Annotated in this window: 8 protein-coding genes and 1 pseudogene; 5 read left to right on the top strand and 4 right to left on the bottom strand. The window is 48.6% G+C overall.

Annotated features, from left to right (window positions below; translation table 11 throughout):
- The first annotated feature begins 81 nt into the window (after positions 1-81).
- Positions 82-861 carry an MBL fold metallo-hydrolase gene (locus tag QUB56_RS18310; RefSeq protein ID WP_332957060.1) on the top strand — a complete coding sequence of 260 codons (780 nt, stop codon included), beginning with the start codon at positions 82-84 and terminating at the stop codon, positions 859-861.
- Between the two features lie 160 nt (positions 862-1,021).
- Here the strand turns inward: QUB56_RS18310 and ftsZ are convergent, their stop codons facing one another.
- The 3 genes and pseudogenes from ftsZ to QUB56_RS18295 form a co-directional block, all read right to left on the bottom strand.
- Positions 1,022-2,296 carry a cell division protein FtsZ gene (gene ftsZ / locus QUB56_RS18305; protein WP_332957059.1) on the bottom strand — a complete coding sequence of 425 codons (1,275 nt, stop codon included), beginning with the start codon at positions 2,294-2,296 and terminating at the stop codon, positions 1,022-1,024.
- A gap of 389 nt (positions 2,297-2,685) precedes the next feature.
- Positions 2,686-3,899, bottom strand: a pseudogene (locus QUB56_RS18300) (RNA-guided endonuclease InsQ/TnpB family protein).
- 131 nt (positions 3,900-4,030) lie between these two features.
- Entirely contained in the window at positions 4,031-4,936 is a 906-nt protein-coding gene (locus tag QUB56_RS18295) for an FtsQ-type POTRA domain-containing protein (protein ID WP_332957058.1), read from the bottom strand.
- Positions 4,937-5,274: 338 nt separating this feature from the next.
- Between QUB56_RS18295 and QUB56_RS18290 the strand changes: the two genes are divergently transcribed.
- From QUB56_RS18290 to QUB56_RS18275, 4 genes are all read left to right on the top strand, one after another.
- Entirely contained in the window at positions 5,275-6,606 is a 1,332-nt protein-coding gene (locus QUB56_RS18290) for an ATP-binding protein (protein ID WP_332957057.1), read from the top strand.
- A 684-nt stretch (positions 6,607-7,290) separates the two neighbouring features.
- The gene (locus QUB56_RS18285) at positions 7,291-12,762 is read left to right on the top strand and encodes a WD40 domain-containing protein (protein ID WP_332957056.1); all 5,472 of its coding nucleotides are present in this window, start codon (positions 7,291-7,293) and stop codon (positions 12,760-12,762) included.
- Between the two features lie 340 nt (positions 12,763-13,102).
- The gene (locus QUB56_RS18280; RefSeq protein ID WP_332957055.1) at positions 13,103-13,912 is read left to right on the top strand and encodes a TPM domain-containing protein; all 810 of its coding nucleotides are present in this window, start codon (positions 13,103-13,105) and stop codon (positions 13,910-13,912) included.
- 334 nt (positions 13,913-14,246) lie between these two features.
- Complete coding sequence (locus QUB56_RS18275) at positions 14,247-14,870, top strand: precorrin-8X methylmutase (RefSeq protein WP_332957054.1); 624 nt, start codon at positions 14,247-14,249, stop codon at positions 14,868-14,870.
- A 116-nt stretch (positions 14,871-14,986) separates the two neighbouring features.
- Here the strand turns inward: QUB56_RS18275 and QUB56_RS18270 are convergent, their stop codons facing one another.
- Positions 14,987-15,628, bottom strand: a complete 642-nt coding sequence (locus QUB56_RS18270; RefSeq protein WP_332957052.1) for a response regulator transcription factor — start codon at positions 15,626-15,628, stop codon at positions 14,987-14,989.
- Between the last annotated feature and the right edge of the window lie 136 nt (positions 15,629-15,764).

Genomic DNA, 15,764 nt, shown 5'->3' with positions numbered 1-15,764 from the left:
TCCGCCCTCATCTGCGGTTAAAAATTCCCCAACAAAATTAGCTATGATTAAAACAAATGTAAAGAATTATTGCAAACACCTGTGAAAATCACCCGAATCGACCTCAACTCTTGGATCTTCCACATCGCCGGCCAAACAATCCTCGTCGATCCCTGGCTAGTAGATCCCCTCGTATTTTACGGTCAACCCTGGCTGTTCACCGCCTACCACAACACCCCCGGATCCTTCACTCCCAGCACCTTACCGCCGATCGACCTCATCCTAATTTCCCAAGGATTAGACGACCACTGTCACAGACCAACACTCGAACAGCTCGATCGCACAATTCCCGCGATCGCCTCACCCAGCGCCGCCAAAGTCCTCAGCAGTTTAGGCTACACTCATATCACATCTTTAGCAAATTGGCAAGAGTTAAATTTTAAAGAAAAGTTACAAATTACCGCCGTACCCGGAGCCGAAATCCAGCCGGGACAGGAAGAAAACGGCTATTTGCTCAAAGATTTAAGCAGCGGCGAGACACTTTATTACGAACCGCACCTGCCACCATTAGAAAAAGTCAAACAGAAAATAGACACAGTAGACGTAGCCATAGCCCCAGTCATCGGTCAAATCTTCCCCTTCCTCGGACAAGTCATCATCGGTCCGGATGAAGCCCTCAGCCTCGCCCAAACACTGAAACCTCGGTTTTTCTTGCCCACAGCGGCGGGAGACATCCGAGCCACAGGCATTTTACCAATGTTAGTGCGATCGGTCGGCAGCATCCCCGAATTTCGCGATTTACTAGCAAAATCGGGGCTCTCCACCCAACTCCTCGAACCCGAACCAGGCCAAACCCTGGAAATTTTAGATTTTAGATTTTAGATTTTAGATTTTTTAGATTTTAGATTTTAGATGCTCGATATTTTCGATTTTTTAGATGGGAGATTGGAGATTCAATGCCAAATCCGCAATCTAAAATCCCCAATCTAAAATCTAAAATCCCAAAATCCCCAATCTAAAATCTAAAATCTAAAATCTAAAATCATCTTGGCGGGCGACGGTTACGCAAAAACTCAGGAATATCCAATCCCAAATCCTGCGGCGGTTTCGCTTTCGGATCGGGCGTCTGTTGAGCAGGAGCCACCGGCACAGTTGCAGCCCGCCAAGGAGCATTAACATTTTGCGTCCGCCCCGGAGGCGGAGGCGACGCAACTTCTCCCGAAAAACCAGTAGCGATCACAGTAATCTTAATTTCCCCCTGAAGCCGCTCGTCAATCACCGCTCCAAAAATAATATTGGCATTCGGATCGACAACCTCGTAAATCGTCTCAGCCGCCGCATTCACCTCGTGCAGCGTCATGTCAGTACCGCCAGTAATGTTAAATACCACACCTCTAGCGCCTTCAATAGACGAAGCTTCCAGCAGAGGCGAAGAAATAGCCTGCATCGCAGCCTCCCTAGCCCGCGACTTGCCAGAACCCACGCCTATGCCCATCAAAGCCGAACCCGCATCCGCCATTACTGCCCGCACGTCAGCAAAGTCAACATTCACTAAACCGGGAATAGTAATAATGTCAGAAATACCCTGAACCCCTTGGCGCAGGATATCGTCAGCAACTCGAAAAGCCTCTTGCACCGGCATTTGTTCCGAAATCACAGACAGCAGCTTGTCGTTAGGAATTACGATCAGCGTATCCACCCGGGTTTGCAAAGCGGCAATCCCTTCTTCAGCTTGGCTGGTGCGCCGCCGTCCCTCAAATGTAAAAGGCCGCGTCACTATGCCCACAGTCAAAGCGCCCATTTCCTTAGCCACCTCAGCCACGATCGGAGCCGCGCCCGTCCCCGTACCGCCGCCCATGCCGGCCGTGATAAATACCAAATCCGCGTGATTCAAAGCATTAGCAACCTCGTCGCGAGATTCCTCCGCAGCCTTTTGACCGATCGCCGGATTGCCCCCCGCGCCCAAACCGCGCGTCAACTTCTGTCCTACTTGCAAGCGTTTCGGAGCATTTGAGAGAACCAGAGCTTGGGAATCTGTATTCACGCACCAAAACTCGACACCAGAAACCTCGCTAGCAATCATCCGGTTAACGGCGTTGCCCCCACCGCCGCCGACGCCAATTACTTTGATTTTGGCGGCACTGCTGGGCATTATGTCTTTGGGATTGACCATAGGATCGATATCAATACTATCTACATTTACATAACCAGACTTGCGTCTAAAGGGATTGGCGGAATCTGCAGCCACCGGAAAATTTTTTACTTCTTCCGAAGGGGGACTGTTTTGCTCAGACCCCTGTCTATTATTAAGCTTCATGAGAGTCGGGGATAGTAGATTACAGCTTGTTAACTAAACGCCAATTCACAATCAACTATAGGCTAAGTTGCGCGAAAAACTAACACTGGTCGAGGCTCAATGTTAGCACTCTCGGATTTTGCCCGTCTCGCTAGCCCATACCTGGCTTGACCCCGCCCAAAAACGGATATAAGCCCCCGACTCGTGTCGTGGAGAGATCCCAATTTTAGACTCTTGTTCAAGCTCCCACATTCCTCTATGGAGTAAATCTCAAATCGTCTAGTAGTTCGACGCCTCGCGCTCACGCCCCCGTCTCACCCAACGTCTCACCCCCCCGTCTCACATCTAAATATCGACTCACCCCATCAAGGCGCTTGTGCATAAGGCACTTGTACTTGACACTCACCGCCCTAAAAGTGCGGTGATTCTTCGCTCAACGACCCAGCTTGCTGAAATAGGCTTGCACCTAAAACTGTAGAGGCTAGATCTCCGGAAGCGTTCGGGTTTAAAACCCAAGTTCCCATATGCCCTATGGTACTCAAAGCTAGCTCCAGAATATTAATAGCCGCATTCCAGTCTCTGTCTAACACGAATCCACACTCACAAATGTGGGTTCTTGTAGACAGAGACTTTTTGATTAGAGTGCCACAATTAGAGCATTGCTGGGAAGTATATGCCGGATTGACTGCAACAGTTATCCGACCATACTTAAGGCCAAAATGCTCTAACCATTTTCTGAATTGAAACCAACCTGCATCATTAATAGACTTGGCGAGACAATGGTTTTTGACTAAGTTCTTAATCCTCAAATTTTCATAAGCGACCAAATCGTTAGATTGGATTACGCAACGCGCCACTCTCTTGGCGTGTTGCAACACGATTGCCTACTTATTTTGAGGTGTACTCGCCCTAACTTATTAATAGCCTTCTTGCGGTTAGCAGAGCCTTTCTTTTTACGAGAAACACGGCGCCCGTGAAACTTCAACCGTTTCTCTCGGGCCCGATAAAACTTTGGGTTAGGTTCCGTGTGTCCATTGCTATCGGTGTAGAACTCTTTGATTCCTACATCTAGTCCTATAGTTTTCCCTGTTGGCTTCAAGGCTTCCTTGTTCTGAGCATCAACCAAGAACTGAACATAGTAGCCATCGGCACGAGACACCAACCTAACTCGTTTAATCTGATGTAGTTGATAGAAGTTTAAATCCCACGTTCCTTTGAGCTTGAGCTTGCCAATCCCTTTCTTGTCGGTGAAAGCGATTTGTTTCCTAGTTTCGGAAAGTTTCCATCCTGAAGTTTTGTACTCCACCTCGCTGCAATTATTCTTAAATTTTGGATAGCCTTTCTTCCCTGGAATAGATTTTTTGCAGTTGTCGTAGAACCGAGCTATAGAACTATAGGCTCTTTCAACAGATGCTTGGCAAGCACTTGAGTTTAAGGCTTTAGCAAAAGGAAATTCTTCTCTCAACGTCTTGCTAAGACGATACAGCTCTTTCTGTCCTACGCCTTGGTTATCCATCCAATAGCGGATACACTTATTGCGGACAAATTGAGCCGTCAATATCGCCTCATCAATAGCGGCATATTGAGTTGTTTTTCCCTTAGCCTTGAACTCTAGGACTATCATTTGCGTGGAAAAAATCTACGCAAATATCCTATCACAAAAAAGCCCCCCTAAAAGGGGGAGGCTTTAAACGCATTATTTTGGTAAAAATTCTGCCAGCCGATCGATACCTTCTAGCTTCTGTGGACAGAGGATCAATTCTGGGCGCGAGTTGGTGCGGGAGTTGAACTATCCAAACTGCCGGGTACTTCTGGCAAGTGGACGATCGGGGAAGCAGGATTTTTCAAGTCAATGTAGGCTATGAGGCTTGAATCTAGCTGTGAAGGCAATTGTCGCATTCGGTCTAAAACCTTAAGTTGCTCCGCAGTCCTGGAACTGTACGGCCCTAAATGTACGGTACCGATCTCTGTTTTTAAGATCAAGTTGTTCGGGTCTTGCCAATCAATCTCAAACACTTTCACCGTCAAGCCGCTAAGTCCTTGGTAAAACTTCGGCCAAGAGGCGCGGTACAGTTCCAAAGGCCCGATGACTTTTAAAGTTGGCAAAGAACGCACAGGCCCAGGTCCCTGAATGCTGCCGGGCCCGATCGAACTATTGTGCGATCGCACAGTAGCAGTATAGCTCTCCGACGGCATCCAACCTCCGCGAGCGTCTAGCCACCCCACTTTTTCCTTATCGCTGTTGGATCTCAACACCGCCGTCGGCTGCGCCACCGCCACCGGTAGCCGTTCTGCCACTTCTATAGTCAAACTCGGGGGAAACAAGTTGCGAGTCACCTTAGCTTTGGCGATCGGCCCCGTTGACTCCAGTTTTTCTGCCAGCGCCTGCGGTTGAATCCCCCACAGCGACTGCGGGTAAGACAGCGGCACCAAAGACCGCACCGCCTTGTCCGACAGCCACTGATTGCCCTCCACCTTCACTTGCTCCGATCGGGCAATCAACCAAGCCGGCTGAGCAATCCACCATAGCAAACCCCCGGCGATTGAGCTCGCTGCCAGCATTTGCCACACAACAGCCGCCAATCGAGCGCGACGGAGCTGCCGCAACTTTTGGCGCCTGCGCCCTAACTCTGTTTTAGAAACCGCTCCAAAACTAGCCATCTACCTCTTGACAATATAGTAATTAAGGATTAGCACAAATTCAAAACTGTTTAATCTCTCTCTCAAGCAGCCCCATTCTCCCCTACCATTTAACCAGATCCCCGCAAATTTACCCAGACTCCTGCCAAGATCAGTAAAATCACTGCAAAGCTAGGTAATTAAAAATTATTAATTAAAAATCCACAATTCCAGCGCCGTCCAAGCCACTTAGCAGATAAAGGTTACTTGGGTATTTAGGGCCTTACCCCACAGGGCAAAAGGTTACAAATCCAACTAAACTCAAGCAAAGAAAGTTTAGACTTTCGATTAGCTTGTTTAACTTTTATTCGGCTTCAATTGTGATCCCACTCGAATTAGACAGATTCTATAAAGCCTGCAACCCGAGCAAGACCCTTGTTGCGGGAGACCCAGGAGATTATCAATACTACATTGATTTTGGTTCCGTGCGTGGCGGCAAAATCATTGAATCTTTACAGCGAACCATTACCCGCATCTCCCCCAACGAGCCAACCTGTCAGCTATTTACAGGACATATAGGGTGTGGCAAATCTACGGAATTGTTTCGACTCAAAGCTGAGCTAGAGCAAGAGGGTTTTTGCGTCGTTTACTTCGAGTCTTCCCAAGACTTAGACATGGGTGATGTAGACATCAGCGATATTTTGCTGAGCATTGCGCGCCAAGTCAGCGAAACTATGGAATCAGCTAAAATCAAACTCAGACCGAGCTATTTTACAAATCTGTTTGCAGAAGTGGCAGAATTTTTGCAGACTCCCATAGATTTGTCAGCGGAAGCCGAGTTATCTGTAGGCATTGCTAGAGTTACTGCTAAAACTAAAGACTCTCCCAAACTGCGATCGCAACTCCGGCAATATCTCGAACCCCGCACCAACAGCATCTTGCAGTCCATCAACGAAGAACTCCTCAACAGAGCTAACGCCGAACTCAAGCACCAAGGAAAAAAAGGGCTTGCAGTCATCGTTGACAACCTCGACCGCCTCGACGCCTCCCTCAAACCCAGCGGACGCACCCAGCCAGAATACCTGTTTTTAGACCGCGGCGAACAGTTGAAAAAACTCAATTGCCATGTCGTCTACACGATTCCCCTGACTTTGATTTTTTCCAACGACTTCGGTCGCCTCGCCAGTCGATTTGGAGTCAAGCCCAAGGTGATGCCCATGGTACCGGTGCAAATGCGATCGGGCAACGACCACAAGGAAGGAATGGCACTGCTGCGGCAGCTAGTATTAGCTAGAGCTTTCCCCGCTGTTGCTCCCCATCAACGCATCGATTTGATTTCCCAGGTCTTTGACTCTCCCGAAACTTTAGACCGGCTTTGCCGGATTAGCGGCGGTCACGTTCGCAATCTACTGATGCTTTTGTATAGCTGTTTGCAGCACGAAGACCCTCCCTTCTCTCGCGAATGCCTCGAAAGCGTCATTCAAGAATATCGCGATGACCTTTTGGGAGCCATCAATGACATGGAATGGGAATTGCTGTTTCAAGTCGTCACCCGACAAAGTGTAACCGGCGAGGAAGAGTCTCAAATCTTGTTGCGAAGTATGTTTGTCTTTGAATACCGCGATCAAGAAGGTCGCTGGTTTGGCATCAATCCAGCCCTAGCAGAAACCACAAAATATAAGGAGTGGCGGCAGGGCATTGAGCCAAAATAGTTGGGATTTTTGAGATTGTTCGCGACTCTCGATCGCCCTTGCCCACCAGTGACTTGGAAACTCTTTAACTTAAAATTCACCCCTCACAACTCCCAACTCCTACAGTCCAATACAGCCCTCGGTCAGCGGTTTTTGCCGCTGGCTGATTTTTGTTGAATGCGGGCTATCTGCCGCGGATGTTATTGTCGCGTAAAACTTTGCCGCCACCAAGGACTTTCCCCACTCTCAACTCTCATATCTGTAATGGCAGACCCCCTATGTCTGTTTTTACCTGTTGCTCTTAATTTCAAATAATCCCATCCCGGACGACTATTTTTTGGGCTGTTGTGCTAAATGCCTGCTACAGATATATTGGAGTTGTTTACTAATAGCTAGTCGTCGGTATTATCATAAATTTAGCGGTTGGCTATTTAGGCTCTGTAGTAATTTATCTGTAGCTGACTAAAAATTTTATTAGGCAGGCTTAAATTTTCTTGTGATGTCTCGCACTCTCTGAGATTGAGAGGTATGATATCTTTACATTGGAGCTAATAACTATGTAAGTATTGATACAAGAAGTAGGGAAAAGTACGTATTTCTAAAGATACAAAGCCTCTGACCCCAGACGCGTATCTCTGTAGAAATACGCTTTCTGTCACGATGGGCGAGGGTTAGGTAATTGATTTATGCAAAAGAGGTGCACGCATGACAGATCTAATTAAGGTACAAGAAACTGCCAACTACAACGAGCGATCGCTCAAAACTCTGGTAAGATCCATCGCGATGTCTCAACACCAATTCTCGCTAATTTTGGTGCGCTGCAACTACGAGCAGTTGCGGCAGCAAATAGCGCAGCGGCTGCGAGAAGCGTCCCCAGTTCCAATTCAAGATATCGTCCTGCCAGCTTCAGTCAAAACCCTCTACACTACCCTGCTTTCAAGCACTTTCCAGGAGGGGTATTCGCCTGTCGGTTCCGCCTCGGCTTTGATGGTATTCGGTTTAGAAACAGTAGTAGCCATCGACGAACTGATGGCCTCTACCAATCAAGTGCGAGACGAATTTCGCAAAAATTTTTCCTGCCCGGTGATTTTGTGGGTAACAGATGAGATAGTGACCAAAATGATTCGCCTGGCCCCGGATTTCAAAAGTTGGGCCGCCGCCACAATTAAATTTGAAATGGCCGTTGACGAATTAATTAATTTCCTCGCTGGGCGAGCCGATACTATATTTAAAGTAGGCGAACTCAATCAAGAACTCGGCAGCAGCACCGTCGGCGCCCTCGCTAGTTTTGAAAGTTGCCGTACCAGGTGCGAAAAACGCGCCCTGGAGCGCGAAATCAGCCCCGGAGAACGCTTTCTCACCTTTGACTCTCCACCCCAAAACAAACGACAATCAGATGTCCACTCCTATTCGCCCTTGAGTCCGGGCAATACCCTCGATTTGGCGATCGGCTCTTTGCCACGCCGAGAACTCGAATTAGCTTTAAGAGATTTACAAAATCGCGGTCAAGAATTAGAACCCGCACTCAAAGCCAGCCTGCAATTCGTTCTCGGTCGAGATTACTACGTCAGCGACCAAACCGAAACTGCCTTAATTCACTACAAAGAAAGTTTAGCATTTTGGCAGCAGCAAACCGGCAACTTGGAACTGGCAAACTTGGAACATGGCGAAAACCCACAAACCTTCTCTTCCTTGTCGAATCCTGTCCCCAATATTTTATTTTTAGAGAGAGAAGGCATAGTGCTGTTTCACATAGCCCTGTGTCACCGCTTGCAAGCAGCCAGAAATCCGGTAGCCAACCGCCACCACTGGGAACAAGCTTGGATTAGCCTCGAACAATCTAGAAACGCTTTCTCCCTGGCCTCACGCCTCGAATTGGTAGCTGAGGTGACAGCACACCTCGGACAAGTGCTGCAGCGCCTGAAAGCTTGGGGAGAGTTGCAAGCATTAGCTGAAAATTCTTTGCAGCTGCACTTCACTTACGGTACTCCCAGCCAACTAGCTCAAGATTACGGGTTTTTGGCTGAAGTTGCCCTGCAAGAGTCGAGGTGGAGTCAAGCCCGCCAGCTAGCCGAGTTGGCTTTGGCGATTTTGGATCAAACGCCTCATGATTTGAGATTGCTGATTGAAGATTTGAGATTGGGGTTTGAGGGAAATTATCCAGAATTTGTCGGCACTAACGAGTCAAGTAACGAACTTAAATCTAAAATCCAACATCCCAAATCCGACAGGAGTTCGTATCTTTTACTTTTAGCCCGCAGTTTGCGACAGCTAGGCCAGTGGGAAGCGGCGGTTCATTCTTTGGAGTTGGCTCAATCTCAAAGCGAGCCGAAGTACGACCCCCGACTTTACATCGATATTTTGACGGAACTGCAAGCTGTTTATTTCGAGCAGGGAGAGTATCTGAAAGCGTTTCGGATTAAAAAAACCCAGCGGTCCATCGAATATCAATACGGATTTAGAGCTTTTATCGGAGCCAGCCAATTGCAGCAGCAGCGACAAGCCGTCAATCCTTCGGGTCCCTCAGCTCAAAATCAAGCCGCGATCGCAGCGTCCATGACAGCTTACTCGCGCCAAACAGATATCAATAGCTTGCTAGAAAGAATTAGCAGGGACGACCATAAATTAACTATTATTCACGGGCCCAGCGGCGTCGGGAAAAGTTCTTTAGTCAATGCCGGCTTAGTACCAGCTTTGAAAAATATTACTCCGGGCGCACGCGATACATTGCCCGTAGTAGTCAAAGTTTACACCGACTGGCTGGTCGAGTTAGAAAATGCTTTGAATGGCGCACTGTACGACAAGCAAGCCGAAGAAGAAAGTAAATTAATCTCCCAAGGAGTACAGGAAATCCACAAAAGAAGTGGCTCGGTTATTCCTGCTCGTAGCTCGGAAGTCTCTTCTTTTATTCTAGAGCAGTTGCGCGAAAATGCCACAAATAATTTGTTGACTGTGCTGATTTTCGATCAATTTGAAGAGTTTTTCTTTGTTTCTACCTCAGTGGCACAAAGACAACTTTTTTATAAATTTTTGCGCTTGTTTTTGAATGTGCCTTATGTTAAGGTAATTCTGTGCTTGCGTGAAGATTATTTACACTACTTACTAGATTGCGATCGCTTCCCAAATCTTGACGCTATTAACAATAATATTCTCGATAAAAGCATCCGCTACCAACTGCGCAGTTTTTCTATCAAAGACGCGCGGGCTGTCATCGGACACTTAACGGAACGGGCGGAATTTTATTTAGAGCCGGCACTGATCGATGCCTTCGTGGAAGATTTAGCAGACGAACTGCAAGAAGTGCGACCTATCGAATTGCAGGTAGTGGGAGCGCAACTGCAAGAAGAAGGTATTACAAGTCTAGCACAATACCAACAATTGGGGGACAATCCCAAAGCGGAATTAGTGAAGCGATCGCTCGAAAGAGTCATCTCTGATTGCGGGCCAGTTAACGAAGATGCAGCTTGGAAAATTTTGTTTTCCTTGACAGATGAAAGAGGCGTTCGGCTGATAAAAACCAAACACGAACTCTCATTAGTTACAGGCCAGCAGCCAGCAGATGCCCGCGAAACCGAATTATCGGCGATCGGCAGCATCGGCAGAATTTCCCTACAGCGACAGTTCGCAAAAGACCCAGAAAGCCGACAAAAGAAAACCGACAACCTCGACTTAATTTTAGACATTTTAGTCGGTCACGGTTTGCTATTTCTGCTGCGGGAAGCCCCAGAAGACCGCTATCAATTGGTACACGACTATTTAGTGCGGCCGATCCGCCAAAGATTCGGCTTAGAAGCCAGACTGCACAAAGCAGAAGCGGACAAAAAGATGAGCCAAGCACAGCTCTACCGAGCTAATACTTTTCTCAAACAACTGCTGGGATTAGCAGTGATCGGCGTACTGCTGCTAACCAGTTCCACGATCGCCGCCGTAAACTTTTGGTGGCGGGCTGTGGGTCAAAAACAGCTAGCTGTCGCTCAAACTCAGCGAGCTGAAATCAGTACCCTCACAGCAGCTTCTGAAGCACTTTATTTCTCAAACAACAAATTTGACGCTATGATGGAAAGTTTGAGAGCTGGTAAAAAGTGGAGACAGCTCGAACACTCCCAACAAATGTATACTCTCAAAGACACGGAAATTCTGATTTCGGCCGCCCTCCAGCAGGCTGTTTATGGAGTCAAAGAACGCAACCGGTTAGAGGGACACGGTGATGTAGTTTGGGGTCTTAGTTTCAGTCCAGACGGCGAAACAATAGCTTCTTCCAGTGTAGATAAAACCGTCAAACTTTGGCGGCGGGATGGCAGTTTGCTGGCAACTTTCAAAGGCCACACTAACAGCGTCTCCTGTGTCGCGTTCAGTCCCGACAACAAAACCATAGCCTCGGCAAGTTTAGATAAAACTGTCAAAATTTGGCAAACTGACGGCACGCTGGTGGCAACTTTCACAGGGCATACTAATAGCGTTACCAGCGTTGCTTTTAGCCCTGACGGTCAAACGATCGCCAGTGCCTCTACAGACAAAACTATCAAACTTTGGAAAACCGACGGCACGCTGCTGCGAACGATCGAACAATTTGCTCCCGTAAATTGGCTCAGCTTCAGCCGCGACGGCAAAATAATCGCTGTGGCGAGCGATGACGGTAGTGTGAAACTGTGGAGTTCTGACGGTAAGTTAATCGCTAATTTGTGGCACAGCGAAAACAGACAACCCTCGAAAATTTACACCGTCAGTTTCTCCCCCGACGGTGAAACGATCGCCAGTGGGGGTGAAGACACAACGGTGAAAATCTGGAGCATCGCTGCACTAAAACACCCAACCAGACAAAATTCAACACAGGCGCGGGACGGGGAACTGGTAGCAACTTTGCGGGGACACAGCAAGTGGGTATTTGGTGTCAGTTTCTCAAACGACGGTCAAACACTTGCTTCTGGAAGTGCAGACGGGACTGTCAAACTCTGGAATCTTGCTGGTGTTGGCGACAAACGCCCAACCGATGCTAGCAACATTAAACCGGAGAGCCGCTTGCTAAGAACTTTTGAGGGACACGCCGATCGAGTTACTCAGGTGAGTTTTAGCCCGGAAGGCAAAACCTTGGCTTCGGCAAGTTTTGACAAAACTATCAGGCTGTGGCGGCTAGATGACGTGCCGCTCAAAACCCTCGAGGGACACCAAAACCGGGTGCAAAGCGTTACTTTCAGCCCCGACGGCCAAAGGCTGGCTTCTGCTTCTACGGACAAAACTATCAAACTCTGGAGCCGCACGGGAGTTTTGCTCGAAACCTTGGAAGGACACACTCAGAGAGTCGCCAGCGTCAGTTTCAGCCCGGATGGTCAACTAATTGCTTCTGGGAGTTACGACAAAACGGTGAAAATCTGGAGTTTGAAAGAAGATGGCATGAATAATATTCTGCCTTGTCCTTCGGCTCCCCTGTTCCCGTGTTCGCCTTCGGTGCTGTGGACTCTCGACGGCCACGCCGACAGCGTGATGAGCGTGAGTTTTAGCCCCGACAGCGAGATTATCGCTTCGGCAAGCAAGGACAAGACTGTTAAACTCTGGACGAGAAACGGCAGGTTGATTAAGACTTTGACGGGACACCAAGGCTGGGTGACTGGGGTGACTTTCAGTCCCGACGGCTCGATGCTGGCTTCTGCAAGCGATGACGGTACTGTAAAACTCTGGAATCGGGACGGTCGTTTGCTGAGAACTTTTGAAGGGGCTCACAACAGTTTTGTGTTGGGGGTTGCTTTTAGCCCTGACGGCAAAATGCTGGCTTCGGCGGGTTACGACAATTCGGTGAAATTGTGGAAGGTGGACGGGACTTTGGTGGCGACTCTGCTCAAGGGTTCTAGCGACAGCGTGACTAGCGTTGCTTTTAGCCCGGATGGTTTGTTGGTTGCTTCGGGCAGTTACGATCATAAGGTGAAACTTTGGAGCCGCAGCGGGACTTTGCTAAAAACTTTGACGGGTCACAAGGATAGCGTGATGAGCGTGAGTTTTAGCCCGGATGGGAAGGTTCTGGCTTCTGCTGGCCGAGATAATCGGGTGATTTTGTGGAATTTGGATCTTGACGATTTGTTGGTGAGGGGCTGCGACTGGGTGGGCGATTATCTGAGAACTAATCCTAATGTGAGCGATCGCGATCGACATCTCTGTGACGGGGTGGCGGCCAAACCAAATTGATTTTAGATTTTCGATTTTCAATTTTCGATTGGGGGATGCAGTTGATTTTCAATTGGGGATTTTAGATTTTCGATTGGGGATGCAGTTGATTTTCGATTGGGGATGTTACTCACCCCCTTGAGGAGCTCGATCGCTAATTTCTCCCCCCCTCCTCTCCCCCTCTCCCCCTCCCCTCCTCTCCCCCTCTCCCCCTCCCCCTTTCTCAAAAACTATTTTTTCCTTCCCCTTGCTCTCCCCTTCCTGTAAAGTAAATAATTGTAAAGAAATATGAGTTTTCTCTGATCCTTTGGTTAAGACCGCCAGCTAGTATTCACAATTAAGACCCGGATTACAAGTTCCTATGTCACAGCTTTTCCCGCGAAAATTTCTAGCCTCTGTTGCCGCATTTTTTCTGGCTTTGTCGGTGTGGACGATCGCACCGGAGGCTCACGCTTTCAACAATCCCGATTTGTTGCCGTCAACTCAGACGCCGATTATTGATTTAGCTAAAGCCCTCACGGATATTGAAGAAGAGGGTTTGGCAAAAAATTTAAACGCCTTTGAAGCCGAAACCGGCTGGAAACTGCGAGTGCTGACTCAGTACGATCGCACGCCTGGTTTGGCTGTCAAAAGTTATTGGGGGCTAGATAACAAGAGTGTGTTATTAGTCGCTGACCCCCGAGGGGGCAATTTTCTCAACTTTAATGTGGGCGACTCGCTGTATCCGCTGCTGCCGCGAACTTTTTGGGTGGAACTGCAAACCCGCTACGGCAATCAATTTTTTGTGCGGGACAATGGCGAAGATCGAGCGATTATTGAATCTTTGGAGTCGATAGAGGGCTGTTTGCGTCAGGGCGGCTGTCGCGTGGTTCCCGGTTTGCCGAGGGAACAGTGGATTCTGACGTTAATTACGTCGGTGGTTGGCGGCGTCATCTGCGGGTTTGCGGCTCAGCCTCGGAAACCGGGACAGGTTGTGGCTTGGCAGTGGGCGCTGATTTTTTCACCGCTGTGGGGCATTCTGTTTTTCGCTTTCGGACTCGGGCCGGTGGTGACTCGGACTTCTGACTGGTTGCCTGTGTTTCGGAATGTGGCCGGTTTTGCGATCGGAGCTTTGGTGGCTTTCCTGACTCCGGTGCTGGGCAATTCTTCTTCGTCGTCGTCGGAAACTTAGCAGTGCGATCGTCCCGGGCTGAGCCCTCGACCCGGATGGGGAGCGTTGGCTGCCGAGAGACCAGTGCGATCGTCTCGTTTTCAGGTTCAGTTTTGGACGGGCTGCGACTCTTAAAAACCGGGTTTTTCACCTTGGAGGCTGGCTGTAACGAAGTATTGCTGTGAAAAAACCAAGGTGATGGGCCACGCGCGCAAGTCTTGAGATTATTTGTTGGCGACCCAAATGGCCCAAAAACCTGATCCTAACCAATAACTACTAATTAATGACTAATGGCTAATGACAAAAAGCTGGTAAGCTGATACCTGATAACTCACAGGCGACAGCTATCCAACAAATGGAATGGCACGTAAGCGATGCCCAGAGTCTGGGATTAATTGATAACGAAATTGGCGACCACGGTTTTTCAGCGGCGGAGTACGAAATAGTCCGCCGTGTGATTTATGCGACTGCTGATTTTGAGTACAAGTCTTTAATTAGTTTTTCCGATCAGGCTTTGCAAGCCGGGGCGGCGGCTTTGGCTGCTCGGACTACGATCGTGGTAGATGTGCCGATGGTGCAGGTGGGCATTACGCCCTTGATCCAAAGTACCTTTGCGAATCCGGTTTACTGTTCGATGGAGGCTTTGACACGCCCCCAAAAGGAAAGGACGCGGGCGGCTTGGGGGATTGAAACTTTGGCAAGACGCTATCCTGAGGGGATTTTTGTGGTGGGCCAGGCTCAAACTGCTTTGTCGGCGATCGTAGATTTGATTGAATCTGAGGAAATTCGACCGGCTTTGGTGATTGGGACTCCTTCTGGGTTTGTGGGGGTTGACGTGGCGAAGTCGCGGCTGCACGATTCGATGATTCCTCACATTCGGATTGAGGGCCGTAAGGGTTCTGCGGTGGTGGCTGTCGCGATAGTTAACGGGCTGGTCGATTTGGCTTGGCAAGCTTACGGCCAAGAGCGAAACAGTTGATGATTTTGTGGGCTACTGGTGCGGATTGGTGGGTGTAAAAAACCGGGCGGTAATAAAGTGGCTGAATCGGTCTCTGAGCAAGGCTTTGATTGCCACTTTCAGGTATCAATAAGTTCCTAATTATTGAAGAGTGAATGAGCCAACAGTGCGGCTTGAGTTCGATCGCGCAAATTTAACCGACTCAAAATATTCGTTACATAGTTCTTTACCGTGTTTTCCGACAAAAATAGGGTTTGAGCAATTTCTCGGTTGTTGGCGCCCGAAGCTATTAAACGCAACACTTCTAATTCTCTGGGCGTAAGTTGCTCTAATTCTGGCGGAGAAACAACCGTCGGATTAGTTGCAGCAGGAGTCATCAGGGCTTTTTCAAACAATCCGGGGCCGAGTTGGGTGTGTCCTTTATAAACAGCGCGAATCGCTAAGGCAAGTTCGTCGGGTTCGGTATCTTTGAGCAGGTAGCCTTTTGCACCCAGCCGCATGGCTTGGCTGACATATTCATCGTCATCAAATGTGGTTAAAACCAGGACTTTTGTATCGGGATAAGATTGTACGATCGCCCCGGTTGCTGCTACGCCATCCATCACGGGCATCCGAATATCCATCAGCACAATGTCGGGCTGTAGGATGGGGATTTGGTCGATCGCCTCCTGTCCGTTTTCAGCTTCACCAATTACCTGCATATCAGAATAGCATTCCAGGATGCTCTTGATTCCCCGGCGAATAATATGGCGATCGTCCACTAGCAAAATCCGAATCATATCAAATCCGTTAGCATCGGAATAGTAATTTCGAGTTCACTGTTGACTGTTGACTGTTGACTGTTGACTGTTGACTGTTGACTGTTGACTGTTGACTGTTGACTGTTGACTGTTGACTGTTGACTGTTGACTGTTG

Origin of the sequence: Microcoleus sp. AR_TQ3_B6, assembly GCF_036702785.1 — a bacterium.
GTDB lineage: Bacteria > Cyanobacteriota > Cyanobacteriia > Cyanobacteriales > Microcoleaceae > Microcoleus.
Note: the sequence above shows the minus strand (reverse complement) of the source record. Positions and strands in the feature narration are given on the sequence as shown.

Bases quoted from the DNA above. Each gene is read 5' to 3' on its own strand.
- ftsZ (WP_332957059.1), bottom strand. From the start codon at position 2,296: ATGAAGCTTAATAATAGACAGGGGTCTGAGCAAAACAGTCCCCCTTCG.
- QUB56_RS18295 (WP_332957058.1), bottom strand. From the start codon at position 4,936: ATGGCTAGTTTTGGAGCGGTTTCTAAAACAGAGTTAGGGCGCAGGCGC.
- QUB56_RS18285 (WP_332957056.1), top strand. From the start codon at position 7,291: ATGACAGATCTAATTAAGGTACAAGAAACTGCCAACTACAACGAGCGA.
- QUB56_RS18280 (WP_332957055.1), top strand. From the start codon at position 13,103: ATGTCACAGCTTTTCCCGCGAAAATTTCTAGCCTCTGTTGCCGCATTT.
- QUB56_RS18275 (WP_332957054.1), top strand. From the start codon at position 14,247: ATGGAATGGCACGTAAGCGATGCCCAGAGTCTGGGATTAATTGATAAC.
- QUB56_RS18270 (WP_332957052.1), bottom strand. From the start codon at position 15,628: ATGATTCGGATTTTGCTAGTGGACGATCGCCATATTATTCGCCGGGGA.